General features: G+C 53.7%; 10 protein-coding genes. 9 read left to right on the top strand and 1 reads right to left on the bottom strand.

Annotated features, from left to right (window positions below; all coding sequences use genetic code 11):
* Positions 1 to 2: 2 nt before the first annotated feature.
* From gap to EDB95_RS20260, 8 genes are all read left to right on the top strand, one after another.
* Positions 3 to 986 (top strand): type I glyceraldehyde-3-phosphate dehydrogenase, encoded by a 984-nt coding sequence (gene gap, locus EDB95_RS20225; protein WP_133996382.1) that lies wholly within the window; start codon positions 3 to 5, stop codon positions 984 to 986.
* Positions 987 to 1082: 96 nt separating this feature from the next.
* Positions 1083 to 1679, top strand: a complete 597-nt coding sequence (locus EDB95_RS20230) for an RNA polymerase sigma factor (RefSeq protein WP_162852701.1) — start codon at positions 1083 to 1085, stop codon at positions 1677 to 1679.
* An 82-nt stretch (positions 1680 to 1761) separates the two neighbouring features.
* A complete protein-coding gene (locus EDB95_RS20235) occupies positions 1762 to 2940 on the top strand; it encodes a FecR family protein (RefSeq protein ID WP_133996387.1) in 1179 nt (392 codons plus the stop codon).
* Between the two features lie 140 nt (positions 2941 to 3080).
* Positions 3081 to 6449 (top strand): SusC/RagA family TonB-linked outer membrane protein, encoded by a 3369-nt coding sequence (locus EDB95_RS20240; RefSeq protein WP_162852702.1) that lies wholly within the window; start codon positions 3081 to 3083, stop codon positions 6447 to 6449.
* 10 nt (positions 6450 to 6459) lie between these two features.
* Positions 6460 to 7857 (top strand): RagB/SusD family nutrient uptake outer membrane protein, encoded by a 1398-nt coding sequence (locus tag EDB95_RS20245; RefSeq protein ID WP_133996393.1) that lies wholly within the window; start codon positions 6460 to 6462, stop codon positions 7855 to 7857.
* Positions 7858 to 7867: 10 nt separating this feature from the next.
* Positions 7868 to 10213: a zinc-dependent metalloprotease gene (locus EDB95_RS20250; RefSeq protein WP_162852703.1), complete on the top strand. Its 2346-nt coding sequence runs from the start codon at positions 7868 to 7870 to the stop codon at positions 10211 to 10213.
* 19 nt (positions 10214 to 10232) lie between these two features.
* Positions 10233 to 10802 (top strand): hypothetical protein, encoded by a 570-nt coding sequence (locus tag EDB95_RS20255; RefSeq protein ID WP_133996397.1) that lies wholly within the window; start codon positions 10233 to 10235, stop codon positions 10800 to 10802.
* 15 nt (positions 10803 to 10817) lie between these two features.
* Positions 10818 to 13268 carry a zinc-dependent metalloprotease gene (locus tag EDB95_RS20260; RefSeq protein ID WP_133996399.1) on the top strand — a complete coding sequence of 817 codons (2451 nt, stop codon included), beginning with the start codon at positions 10818 to 10820 and terminating at the stop codon, positions 13266 to 13268.
* Between the two features lie 58 nt (positions 13269 to 13326).
* On the opposite strand, the gene EDB95_RS20265 is transcribed toward EDB95_RS20260, so the two are convergent.
* On the bottom strand, positions 13327 to 13707 hold the full coding sequence (locus tag EDB95_RS20265; protein ID WP_133996402.1) for a DoxX family membrane protein: 381 nt from the start codon (positions 13705 to 13707) through the stop codon (positions 13327 to 13329).
* A gap of 245 nt (positions 13708 to 13952) precedes the next feature.
* Between EDB95_RS20265 and EDB95_RS20270 the strand changes: the two genes are divergently transcribed.
* Positions 13953 to 14555: a DUF6088 family protein gene (locus EDB95_RS20270; protein ID WP_133996405.1), complete on the top strand. Its 603-nt coding sequence runs from the start codon at positions 13953 to 13955 to the stop codon at positions 14553 to 14555.

The raw sequence follows: 14555 nt of genomic DNA on the forward strand, positions 1-14555 counted from the left end.
CCATGAAAGTAGCCATCAATGGATTCGGCCGGATAGGCCGGATGACCCTGCGCGCCCTGTTGGATAAAAAGGAAGTACAGGTAGCCGCCATCAACGATCTCTCGGACAAAGGGCTCCTTACCCATCTTTTCAAATACGACACTTCCCACGGGAAATTCCAGGGGACAGTCGTTCAACAAGACAACACCATCGTTGTCGACGGACATCCGATCATCCTCCTGAGTGAAAAAGACCCCGAAAAACTGCCCTGGGCCGATCTGGGCATAGACGTCGTCATTGAATCTACCGGCCGGTTTACAGACAGGGCCAAAGCACAACTGCACCTGGATGCCGGCGCTTCGAGGGTGCTCATCACTGCCCCTGCTACCGGTGGCGTAAAGACGATCGTGTCCGGTGTCAACAATGATTGGATAACAGAGGACGACCAGATCCTGTCTACTGCTTCCTGCACGACGAACTGTATCGCTCCTCTTTTATACCTTTTGGAAAAAGAATACGGCATTGCCTCCGGCTTTATGAGCACCATCCACGCTTTTACCATGGACCAGATGCTCCAGGACGGCCCCCACAAGGATTTTAGAAGGGCCCGCGCCGCCACTCAGTCCATCATACCCACCACCACCGGCGCGGCGCGCGCCATCGGAGATGTATTGCCGATTTTGAAAGGTAAGCTGGACGGGTTCTCTTACCGGGTACCGGTGATCGACGGGTCCATAGCCGATATGTCCATTAACCTGGTCAAAAAGGCTTCCGCCGCGGACATCAATGCACTGTTCCGTGATCATGCTTCCCCGGTTTTGGAATATACCGAGGAGCCGCTTGTCTCTGCGGATATATTGGGGAATACACATTCGTCCATCGTCGACGGGACATTGACCCGCAGCATCGGTAACCTGGTAAAAGTCGTTGCCTGGTATGACAATGAAGTGGGCATATCCAACAGGTTGGCGGAATTAGCCGTGGAACTCGCGGGTGTGACGGCGTAGCACCGCGCATGCCCGATAGTAAACCCCAACAATAGTTGGGGTTTTTTATTAGTTTTGTCGGGTATCACAAAATTTCTGCTTATAGACGTGCCGGAAGTGGCATCACATAATGAGAATGAACTGTTAAGGCTGATTGCAGCGGGTGATGAAGCCGCCTTTGAGCGGCTGTTCCATGCTTACGTGCCCCGTTTGCACCCGGTGATCGAAAAGGTGGTCGGGTCCGACATTGCGGCAAAAGACATCATTCAGGAAGTATTTCTGAGCCTTTGGCTTGACCGGCACAAGCTGGCGGACATCGAAGAACCCCGGAACTGGATCTTCCGGATCGCCTATAACCGCGCCTACCGGTACCTCAAGCGCCAGTTGGTGGCCCGGAAAGCAAACGAGGTCCTTCACCGGCGGCTGGAGGACACTGCGCCCAATGATACGGAAGAAAGCCTGGCATTTGCAGAAACGGTAAAGGCGATCCGGCAGGCCGTGCAGGCGCTGCCGGAGCAGGCGCGCAACATCTATATTTTAAGCCGGGAAAAAGGAATCAAAACTTCGGACATCGCGGCCGCTTTGAATATCACCCCGCAAAGCGTCAAAAACTCTCTGTACAGGTCGGGCCAGTTTATGAGGGGTTACCTCGCCAAAAAGGGCATCGTTGTCCCGTTGGTGCTGCTCACACATCATTTTTTTTATTTCCCGTGAGTACTTTTTGCCTTTTCGGCGAACGTATATAGAAAGGGGATGAAGAAATGATGAAGCGGCTGTTAATTTAATGTCACGTGATATGGCCACTACAGACAGACTAACCTTTTTATTGGAGAAGATCAGGGCCTCCCAGGCCAGTGCGGAGGACGTGGAAGAATTGATAGGGCTGATCGATGCGGATGATACAGGTGTTATCGTCCGTAGCGTGAATGCTTTTCATGACGTGGAGGGCATGGCTCCGATGCCGTATGATATGGCGTATTGGAGGTCGGCGCTGCAGGAGGTGTTGGAAACGGGGAAGCGCCTGGAAGTGGAGGAAACGCCGGTGCGCCGGATGTCTTATCGCCGGTGGGTGGCAGTGGCGGCCAGCATCCTTATCCTTGCGGGCGTTGGGGCTTATTTCTTTTTTGGTCACAGACAACCCAGGCCCACGGCGGCGATCCTCAGGAATGATGTACCGCCGGGTGGCAACAAAGCGACACTGACACTGGCAAACGGCGCGACCATCCTTCTTGACAGCGCGGCAAACGGTGTACTGGCACAGCAGGGGGGCGCAAAAGTGCTCAAAACGGACAGTGGCCAATTGGCATACCACACGACAAATGAAAAACCGACGGAAATATTCTACAACACGCTGGCTACGCCCCGGGGAGGGCAGTACCAGCTGATGTTGCCCGACGGAAGCAAAGTATGGCTCAATGCAGCGTCCTCTATCCGGTACCCAACGGTGTTTTCAGGAGCGGATAGACAGGTGGAGATTACGGGAGAGGCTTATTTCGAGATCGCCGAAGATGCAAGCAAGCCCTTTAGCGTAAAGGTGGGTTCAAAAGAAGAGGTGTATGTTTTGGGGACCCGTTTCAATGTGAACGCCTACGATGATGAACCCGCCGTGCGGACCACGCTCCTTGAAGGCGCCGTAAAGGTATCGAAGGACGCTGCAACAGCCGTACTCAAACCCGGCCAGCAGGCCGAACTGGAGCCGGCGGGCGTTATGAGGCTCGTACCCGATCCGGACATTGAACAAACGATGGCGTGGAAGAACGGGTTATTTACTTTCAACGGGACCGATATAAATACCATCATGAGGCAAATCTCCCGGTGGTACGACGTGGACATAACCTTTGAAGGAGACATAAAGGAAAAATTTCACTTGGAGATCAGCCGGAATACCAATGTTTCCAACGTCTTCAGGATATTGGAAACGACGGGCGGCGTACATTTCAAAATCAACGGTAAAAAGATACGGGTCACCCCATAAAAAAACCGGAAGTAGTTGCGATACTTCCGGCGGATGTCCGGGTTGCCCATTTATACAATCCCTTTCAGACTGCTTATTGTTCACCCAAACAATGCAAAGTTATGCATTTAAAGGCTCATTTTGTCACCATTTTTCTGCTTATGGCGGCCCTCCTTTGGGGTCACCGCGCCGCGGCGCAGCATGTCAGCCTTTCTCTGAAAAATGTCCCACTCGAAAAGGCATTCCAGGAGATCAAAAGGCAAACCGGTTATACGTTTGCCTATACCGAGAGTATGCTCAAAAAGGCAAACCCGGTCACCGTCGAGTGTAAGAATGTCACCCTTGAACAGGCGCTTACACTCTGTTTCGGCAACCAGCCGTTTACGTACACCATTATCGAGAAGACGGTGGTGGTGAAGCCTAAAGAAACCCATGTAGCGGACAACGCCGCAAACCTTTCGCCGCCGGGGCAGATCAAAGGACGCATCTTTGGCGAAAGCGCCCCGCTGAAGGGCGCGTCGGTCGAAAGCCGGAAGACACATAAAGGAATCAGTACCGATGACCTGGGCAACTTCGAACTGAACGGCTTACCCGAAGGAGATACGCTGGTCGCCAGTTTCATAGGGTATCAGACGATGGAAGTCCCTACAAGACAGGCGGTCAATGGATTGATGTATATCAGCATGAAGTTGGCCGTCAACACGCTGGACGAGTTGCAGATCGTTGCCTATGGCACGACTACCCAGCGTTATACGGTCGGCTCGATCGCGACCGTGAGCTCCCAGGACATCGAGTCGCAACCGGTGATGAATCCGCTGGATGCGCTGGCCGGAAGGGTGGCCGGTTTGCAGGTGATCTCCACCAGCGGCGCCCCGGGCAGCATGACGATGACGCAGATCCGGGGCCAGAATACCCTGCCCACCCTGGTGAATGGGTATATCACCCAGGGTACCTTTAACCAGCCGCTCTATATCATCGATGGGATCCCGTACGCCGCCCAAAACAACAACGTGGCGGGCTTTTTGCAAAGCACGTCTGCGGGACCGAGTTCAGTGTTCTTCAATAATCCTTATGGTGGTCTCAGCCCCTTGAACAGCATCAACCCGATGGACATTGAAAGCATTTCGGTGTTAAAGGATGCCGATGCCACGGCCATCTACGGGTCAAGGGGCGCCAACGGCGTTATCCTGATCAATACCAAGAAAGGCAAAATGGGAAAAACGTCGCTCAACGTATCCATCAATACGGGCCCTACGAAAGCCGGGACCAATGTGACCATGATGAATACGCAGCAATACCTGCAAATGCGCAGGGAAGCGTTGAAAAACGACGGCCGGGCCGCATCCCTCAACAACCTGGATTTCGACCTGTTGCTGTTCGACAGCACCAAAAACACCAACTGGTATAAACAGCTCCTGGGAGAAACGGCACAGCATACGGATGTGCATGTCGGCCTGTCCGGCGGTATCGGCACCGTCACCTATAGTGTAGGGGCGGGGTACACCAAGTCCGGGTTTAATTACCCCGGCAACTTCTCCGACCAGCGGTACAGCCTCAACAGCGATGTGACGATCCGGTCGACCAACAACAAGCTGACCCTGGATATTGTCTCCGGGCTGAGCTATGACGATAACAAGAACAGCAGCGGTATCGGCACGTCCGGTTTGATCAACCTGCCGCCCAATTTCCCGGATATGGTCGATAGCAAGGGTAACCTGGTGTGGTATTACCAGGGCTATACACTTAATGAACTGTCGGGCAACAAAAGCAATAATTATTATGCGCAACTGCGGCAGCCGTTCCAGTCTCAGGATTATATGTTGAACCAGTCGTTGCGTTTGAATTATTCCTTGTTTAAAGGGCTCAGTTTCGAAACGACCGCCGGTTACAGCAGGTTGGAGTCGAAAGGGTACAGCGCGACACCGATTGCCGCCCAGACACCGGCCTACGGAACGGTATACGGGACCGCCAATTTCCAGAACGACACCAAAGAATCGATCGACATCGAACCACAGCTCAGGTACAACCGCACGTTTGGAAGGGCCAAGCTAGATGTGCTCGCGGGTGGCACCTATGAAAAAGATATCACCGGCGCGCAGTATATCAGTGGGGGTAATTATACCAATGACGCCTTATTGAATTCGCTGTCCGGCGCCTCTTCATTCGAGATTATATCGAGTGGTCTCGTGGATAAATATGTGGCCGGGTTTGGCCGCGCCAACCTGGTGTGGAACAGCCGTTATATCCTGAACCTGACCGGCAATATCGACGGGTCTTCTTTGTTCGGGCCCGGCCACCGCTTTGGTGAATTCGGTTCGGCGGGCGCGGGTTGGATCTTCACCGAAGAGCAATGGAGTAAAAGGACAATGCCCTGGCTGAGCTTTGGCAAGCTGACGGCCGACTACGGTATCACCGGGTCCAACAACGTAACGCCTTATGCATACCAACCCAACTGGACCGCGTATGGGTCGTTGATCACGTACCAGGGTTCGATGGTCTATACCCCCAATAACTTGTATGATCCCAACTTCCATTGGGCCACCAAGCACGACATTAGCGGTAATTTGACGCTGGGCTTTTTCAATAATTGGCTGTTGATAAACGTGGGCAGCTACCTGAATTGGACGGGCGACCAATTGTTGCCTTCACCCTTGCCTGCACAGGCCGGTTTTGCCGCCGTAACGCAAAATGCACCCTTTACCTTGCAGAACTCGGGTTGGGAAGTGACGATAACGGCTGGTAATACGCACCTACAGGGCAGCGACCGCAACAAGTTCATCTGGTTTGCACCCTCTTTCAATATCGCCCGGAATTATAACAAGGTCACCCGGGTCGACCCCAATTCCACGTATGCCGCCGTGTATCGCAAGGGGTTTCCGGGCTCCGCCGCCCCTTTTGTAAAATACATTGGCGTGGATTCGGCAACCGGGTTGTTCGACTACCTGAAAGCGGACGGCAAAACCGTTACCAACCTGCCCAACCAACTCTCCACGTATCAATACGGTGGTGATGCCAACCAGATGATCAGCCTGGTGCCTACGGTCAACTTCGGGTTCTCGGACGGTTTTTCCTGGAAAGGTTTTTCAGTGAACTTCCACGGGCTTTTCGTGAAACAAAAGGGAATGAGCTACCTCAGGGGCCTATATGCCTTTAACGGTTCCCTGATGAGCCCGGGCTATCCCTCCAGCAATATGCCGGCCCTCATATTGGGCAAAGAATGGCGGCAACCGGGCGACCATGCGACCATTCAGAAGTTTTCTTCCAACCTTACCTCATCGGGGCAGGTTTTTCAATACTCTACCGGGGTGATCACGGATGCTTCCTATCTACGCTTCGACAACCTTGCCATCAGCTACCAGGTACCTGCCCGGTGGATGCGCAAGCTGGGGATGACCAATTGCGTGATCAACCTGACGGGTCATAATTTGTTCACCATCACACCCTACAAAGTGGGTGACCCGGCCACGCAAAGCATTTACAATATTCCTCTCCAGCGGGTTTTCAGCGGTGGGGTTAACCTAACTTTTTAATACATCGGCTATGAGAAAGTACGTTATATTTTGTGCAGGCATGGGAATGACGCTGTTGTCCTCCTGTAATAAACTCTTGACTGTTCCCGATAATGTCGCAGGGCAGATCGTTACCACCCAGGTATTTTCCGATAGCCTCAACGCGACCGGGGGCGTTCTCGGCATGTATTCCTCCACTCTTTGGGATAACTGGTACCCCGACATTTACGGAGGCCTCGGGGCAGACGAGCTGTTGTGCAATTCCCTGACCAATACCACGAACCTGGCCTATTACCGGGATTCGCTTTATGCAGGCGCCCCCACCATCGCGTCGACCAGCACTAGTTTCTACGACAACTATTACAACAGCACAGCTATTTACCTTGCCAATGCCGCACTGGAAGCGTTGGCGACCGACAGCCTCTTGTCCACTTCCTATCGCAACCAGTTGGAGGGTGAGTGTACCTTCATGCGGGCGTTCTATTATTTCTACCTGGTGAACAGGTTCGGCAATGTGCCCTATGTGACGTCCACCAATTATATGGTGAACCAACGGCTGCCCGCCACTCCTGCCAGCGCCATTTACAATTCCATGGAGCAGGATTTGCTGGCGGCCCGCCAGCAAATGCGGCCGGCGTATCCTTCCGCGGGCAAACTACGCCCGAACCGCTATACGGCCGATGCCCTGCTGGCGCGCGTCTACCTGTACAACCAGCAATGGAGCAATGCAGAGACCCGGTGCGACTCCATCCTGAACAGCGGTATGTATGCGCTGGTGGCTAATCTCGACAATGTTTTCCTGGACCAAAGCCAGGAAGCGATCTGGCAGATAGGTAACAATTCCACCTACTATCCAAAAATAGCTCCGGCATCCGGGACACCCTTCACGCCCATATTTAGTTTTTTGGCACCTACGTATTCCCTGTCGCCTTTTGTCCTACAGGCCTTTGAACCCGGTGATTTGCGCCAGGCCCATTGGACGGGCACGTCAAAAGTAGGCGCGACCACCTATCCTTATCCCTACAAATATAAAAACAGCCTCTTTTCCAACCCCCACAACACGACCGAAGACCTGATGGTCTTCCGCCTGGCGGAGATTTACCTCATCAGGGCCGAAGCCCGGGCGCAGCAAGGTAACTACACCGGCGCCATGCAGGACATCGACGTGATCCGCAACCGGGCCGGTCTGGGCGACACGACGGTCAGCAACCTGCAACAGGCCATGGGGGTGATTCTGCATGAACGACAAACGGAGCTCTTTACGGAATGGGGCCACCGCTGGTTCGATTTGAAGCGGACCGACTCCATCAATGCCGTGCTGGGACGCGAAAAGCCCTGGTGGCCCGCCGACGGCCACGCGGCTTTATACCCCATCCCTTATAACGATCTTCTTTACAATCCCACGCTCGTACAAAACCCGGGATACTAGCCATCTAATTATGAAATATCTTGTTCTTATCGCTTTAAGCGTTGCCATCGGCAACGCCCGGGGGCAGTCTGCCCGTGGCCTGAAGCCTTTCGACAAAGTGATCCCAAAGGATGCCGTTGCCTGGCGAGGACTTTTCACTGTGTACCAGGTGGGGGATTCCGTCTATTTCGAAGTCCCCGACAGCTTGTTGAACCGGGACATGCTCGTGATCAACCGCTTTGTGCAAATGCCGTATGCAAAAAGTTTTTTGATGCCCCGCAAGTATCCCGGTGAGGAAAACGGTGAAACGCCTTGCTATTTTATGCTGGGAAGGGATTCTTCGATCAACCTTTGCACGGATCTCCTAAGAAAACAGGCGGAACCGGAAGGCAGGCTGTCCGCCGCCGTCCGGCAGTCCACAGCGGATCAGGTGGTGGCCACCTTCCCCATAGTAGCCATGGGTCCGTCAGGAAAGGGTTTTGTGATCAGTGTCAGCAGTTTCCTGAAATCCTCCCCGGTAATGAGCGCTAAAGACTGGACCGGCAGAGGGCGTAGTCGCCTGGAGTATGTGCATGGCTACCCGGTCAATGTAGAGATCGGTATGTACCAGGAGACCGGCATGGGGGAAATTTATGTGATGAATACCTCCTTCATCGCGCTTCCCAAAACGCCTATGCAGCAACGGATATTCGATCGTCGCGTCGGTTTTTTCAACAATGAAACCTTCTATTTTGCCGACAACCAGCAGGCGGTCGAAAAACGCGACTTTATCGACCGTTGGCGAATGGAGCCCCGGCCCGAAGACAGGGAGCGGTGGGAGCGGGGCGAGCTGGTGGAACCGGCCAAACCGATCGTATACTATATCGATCCCCATACCCCGAAGCAGTGGGTAAAATACCTGATCCTTGGCGTTAACGACTGGCAGAAAGCCTTCGAACAGGCAGGGTTCAAAAATGCCATCATGGCCAAGGAATGGCCCTATGGGGACAGCGTCAGTCTGGACGATGCCCGTTATTCCTTTCTCTGCTACCTGCCCTCGGAAGTCATGAATGCCTATGGGCCCAATACCCACGACCCGCGCAGCGGCGAGATCATCCAATCCCATATCGGCTGGTACCACAATGTGATGACGCTCGTGGATTACTGGTATAGAAGCCAGGTGGGCGCTACCGACCCTGCCGCCCGCCGTCCCGTGTTTGACGAGGAGCTGATGGGGCAGCTCATCCGGTTTGTGTCGTCCCACGAGGTAGGGCATACGCTGGGGCTCAGGCACAATTTCGGCTCCAGCAGCAGGACCCCGGTGGAAAAAATGCGGGATAAGAACTGGTTGAAGGAACACGGCCATACAGCCTCCATCATGGACTACGCCCGGTTTAACTATGTCGCCCAACCGGAAGACAGCGTTCCGCAGGATTGTCTCTGGCCGCATATCGGCGAATACGACCGGTGGGCCATCCAATGGGGATACAAGTATACCGGCTTGAACGCTGAAGAAGACAAGAAAGTATTGTACCGCCTGGCCTCCGACAGCCTGGCCGCCAACCCGAGGCTTTGGTTTGGCAGCCAGGAAGCGGAAAAGTTGCTCCAGACCGACCCACCGGACGATCCCCGTTGCCAGACGGAAGACCTGGGGGACAATGACATGATCGCCAATGCCTACGGCATCAAGAACCTACGACGCGTCCTGCCTAACCTGCCGGCCTGGACCAAAGAACAGGGAGGCCTGTACGACAACCTCGACGGTGCTTACAAGGCGCTGCTGGATGAATACAAGCGTTTTGTGGGTCATGTTGTCAACCATATCGGGGGGGCGGAGCGGACCTACCGCAGCGAAGACTCGGGTGGTGATGTATATGCGCCTGTTCCCAAGGAACAGCAGCAACAAGCCCTGGCGTTTCTGAATGAGCAACTTTTTACCACACCGGAATGGTTGCTCGATCCCGGGGTCGTCAACAAGATCGTGGTTCCGGGGGATGCAATCGGCGTACTACAGCGAAAGACATTAAAGACCCTCCTGGGGGCTGACAAACTTGCCAACCTGCTGGCGGCCAGCAGCCAGTTTGGCGACAGCCTTTCTTACCCCGTGCAAGAATACGTGGCCGACCTGCACCGCTATATCTGGGGTGGGTTGTCTGCCGGAAAGAAGATGGATGATTGCCGGCGCAACTTGCAGAAAAGCTATATCGATGCCATGGCAGCGCTGGTCGCAGGCCATGACCCCGATATCAGCGAGACCGATACCTGGTCGGTGGCACGGGCCGACCTGGCGCAAATCGACCGTGAGGTAAAGGCTGCTTTGCCGAAATATACCTCCGAAGCCGATCAGGCCCACTTGCAAAACGTGTTGCAACAGATCCATCGCCTCCATGTCCACTAAAACTTTTAAAATAAAAAGTATGAAACACATACAAGCCCTCTCTTTTGATACAGCCAAATTCGTGGTGCTTTTGCTCGTGTGCATCAGCCTGTCGCCAGGTTGTCTGCCTTCTCCCGCTGGACCTTCCCGTGCGCCGCGTAAAAAAATGTTTACGCTCGATGAAACGGATGGTCTTTGGGAGGGCAATAGCCTCACATCACCAGGTTCCCGTCTGCCCAACGCCATGGTTGCGCCGTCGCTGCCCTTTGCCATGAGTGATACCTTGTTGCAAGGGCGCGCCGGTATGGAGCCCTATGTGTTGTTACGCATGCCTTCGGCCGATGTCGACTTCTTGTTGCTCGGCGCCAAAAACTACGAGGCCTGGTTCCCCGGCTGGTTAAAAAGCTGGTCGCAAACGGGCAGGCAAGGCCTGGTCATCGACCTGTCCTCCGGAAAGGCTACGGGGAGGACCACCTTTCAGCTCTCCGCGCCCGGTTTGGACAGCCCGGTGCCCCTGGTCCTGCTTTGGGACGATGCCTCCGGGCAACGCGCCGGCTTTTATACGCAATTGCTGCAAAGCCTTACGACCATAGAATGCAAAAACCTTTAAAAGCTTAATACTGCGATGAAGAAGTTAATGTTGATATTCTTTGTACTATTTGCCTCCCATGCGCTCTGGGCACAGCTCCCGTTCCCTTTGCCCGGGGGGGACACAAAGAAGGAAGAATCGAGCAAGGACAGGCTGGATTCCCTGCTGTCGCTGCTAAATAAGAAAAAATACAAGACACGACCCTACGAGTCGGTCATTACAAGGGATGCGGTGGCGTACAACGGCCTATTTTCGGTGTATGCCGTTCGGGACTCATTCTTCATAGAAATCCCGGATACGTTGCTGGGCCGTGATATGGTCATGATCACGCGCGTGGTAAAAGGTTCCGTAAGCTCGTCCGACGCACTCGGGGGCAGCAAATATCCCGGGGAAAGCCTGGACGAGAAAAACGTGTACTTCAAGACGGCACCAGATTCCGCGATCAACCTTTTGTCCGATCTGCAAGCCGACCAGGCCGAACCCGGAAGCAGGATCGCCGGAGCCGTAGCCAACGCCAATACCGATCCCATCGTACAAACCTTCCAGATCGTGGCTTTGGGAAAGAACAAGTCTTCCATCCTGGTGGATGCCACGGCATTTTTGAAAATCCCGGGCCAGTTGACCAATATCGGGAAAGCTACGGCGACCGCCATTCATGTGGAGTACGTGCATGCTTATCCCATCAATGTGGAAATCGGTATCTACCGGACTTCCAGCGGTGCCCCGGTGGTGACCAACACCTCCTTTGTCGTGCTGCCAAGGGTGCCGATGCAGCAGCGGTTGTACGACCGCCGGGTGGGTTACTTTGCCGATGACGTGTTTTATTTCTCCGATGAACAACACCAGGTGGAGAAAAGGGAGTTTATCAACCGCTGGCGCCTGGAACCCAAGCCCGAAGACCGGGAGCGCTGGCAGCGGGGTGAGCTGGTGGAGCCCGCAAACCCCATCGTTATTTATATCGATCCGCATACGCCCAAGCAATGGGTCAAATACCTTATCATGGGTATCAACGACTGGCAACAAGCATTCGAGCAGGCAGGCTTCAAAAACGCCATCATGGGGAAGGAATGGCCGTACGGAGACAGCGCCAACCTCGACGACGCCCGTTACTCCTTCGTCTGTTACCTGCCGTCCGATGTGATCAACGCCTACGGCCCGAATGTACACGACCTGCGCAGCGGCGAGATCATCCAAACCCATATCGGCTGGTACCACAATGTGATGACCCTGCTGCACGATTGGTACCTGGTGCAGGCAGGGGCGACCGACCCCCGCGCCCGCCACGCCAAATTCGACGACGAGCTGATGGGGCAGTTGATCCGTTTTGTCTCCTCTCACGAGGTAGGACACACGCTCGGCCTTAGGCACAACTTCGGCTCCAGCAGCATGACCCCTGTGGAAAAGCTTCGCGACAAGGAATGGCTCAAACAACACGGCCACACCGCCTCTATCATGGACTACGCCCGCTTCAATTATGTAGCCCAGCCCGAAGACAATATCCCCGAAGAATGCCTTTGGCCGCATATTGGCGAGTACGACCGCTGGGCCATCGAATGGGGGTATAAATATTCCGGCGCCCAGACGGTGGAAGAGGACAAGAAGATCACCCGCCAGTGGATCAGCCAAAGGCTCGCCGCCAATCCACGGCTCTGGTTCGGCAGCCAGGAAGGGGAAAAGAAAGAAGCAGGCGCACGCCCGGACGACCCCCGTTGTCAGACCGAAGACCTGGGCGATAACAACATGACCGCGGGTACCTACGGGATTAATAACCTTAAACGCATTCTCCCCAACCTCCCGGCCTGGTGTAAGGAAGAAGGCGGCCTGTACGACAACCTCGGCGAGGCCTATAAGGCCCTGACCGGCCAGTTCAAACGCTATGTGGGCCATGTCCTGACCAACATCGGGGGGGTAGAACGTACCTACCAAAGCGAGGATTCCGGCGGCGACGTATACGCACCCGTGGCGCGCGCCAAACAGAAACAGGCCCTGGCGTTCCTCAACAACCAGCTCTTTACCACCCCGTATTGGCTGCTCGATCCCACGGTAACCAGGAAGGTGACGAACCCGCTGGAGGCAAATTTTGTCATAGACCTGCAAGACCGGGTAATGAATACGTTGCTGGACAGCGCCATGTTTGCCAAGCTCGCGGCCAACACCGCCCGGTTTGGAACAGCTGCGTCCTATCCCACCGAAGAGTTCCTCTCCGACATCCACCACGACATCCTGGGCGGTTTGCCCACCGGCAAACCCATGGACCTCTACCGGCGCAATCTGCAAAAAACATACATCGGAGCCCTCGCCGACATCCTGTCTTCCCTCGACCCCGGTGTCACGGAGACAGAAGCCTATGGCCTCGTCAGGGCCGACCTGCAACGCGCGCAGAACGAGATGACGGCTCATTTGCAACAATATTCCGGCCTTGACAAGGCCCACCTGGAGAGCCAGATCGCAGTGATCAAGAAAGTTTTAAATCCAAAGCAAGATTAGACGGACAGGTTTCTCATGTGACTTTGAACCAACGGGGCCTGTTTCTACAGGCCCCTTCTCATTTTGCGATCATCGGCAGGTACTTGGCCCTATTGTCGAAGATTGCCCAGAAAACGATGGCGATCAGTACCAATACGATGGGCAAGCTTGAAGGGTTCATGTTGATGTTCGCCAGTAGAATACCTGCCAACACCGGCAGGATCACGATGGCGCCCAGCGCCCTGGTCCTGGGGAAGATCAACAGTAAACCGCCAAGAATTTCTATGGTACCTGTCAGCGGCATCAGCCAGCCAATCTCCATAAATGCCGCCACCGTTTTCGCCACTTTTTCGGGCACTTGTTTTGGCACCGGCATGTAGTGGAAGAACTTGTCCAGGCCGGCGTTGATAAACATCAGGCCTGCCAGCAGGCAAAGGATAAAAAGGATGATACGTTTCATTGGTGTTGTTTTGTGGTAAACGGATAGGTTTCAAATATATGGGTAACCAATCGGTTTCGAAAAACTATTTTTTCGGGCTGCCCGAGCTCTTTTGTTGGTGAACGATAGGTTATTTCTTAAATGAAAATTGTTTTTATAGACATGAAATAGCATGTCGGGTTGTTGACTATTTTGGTCACTTATTTTATAAAAAAAGGTAACAAATATTGATTTAAATTGTCACTTATTTTTGTAAATTGGTGACAATGGAGAATGTACAAAAAAATATAAAATATTCATTATCAAAGAAAAAGAATGGGAGTTTGATATTTCCCTCTGATTTTAGAGGCATGGGTAGTGAAGCGGCTATTAAAAAGGCGCTCTCACGTTTGACGGTGCAGGGGATACTGAAAAGGGCGGCGCATGGGATTTATTATAAGCCCAAAATAGATCCGGTCCTGGGGGAACTACATCCTGGAGCGGAAGAGATAGCGACTATGTTGGCGAAGAAGGAGAAGATACGGATTCGACCTGCAGGCGCGTATGCATTGAATAAGCTCGGACTGAGTACACAGGTACCCACCCGACTGGTATTTATAACGGATGGGCCTCCCCGCCAGCTGAATATAGGTAAGATGAAGATCAGGTTCAAGGCAACATCGCACAAAAAGTTAGCTACCATCGGACAGATCAGCGCGCTAGTGATTCAGGCATTGGAAGAGTTGGATATAAACCATATTGACGTTGATACGGCGGCCCGGATAAAGAAGCTGTTGTTAATGGAAGATGCTAAGAAGTTGAAACATGACCTTGGGCTGGCGCCGGTACGGGTATATAATTATATTGTTAAACTGTTAAAGGAAAAATAG

The organism is Dinghuibacter silviterrae, from assembly GCF_004366355.1.
In the GTDB taxonomy this organism is placed as follows: Bacteria; Bacteroidota; Bacteroidia; order Chitinophagales; family Chitinophagaceae; genus Dinghuibacter; species Dinghuibacter silviterrae.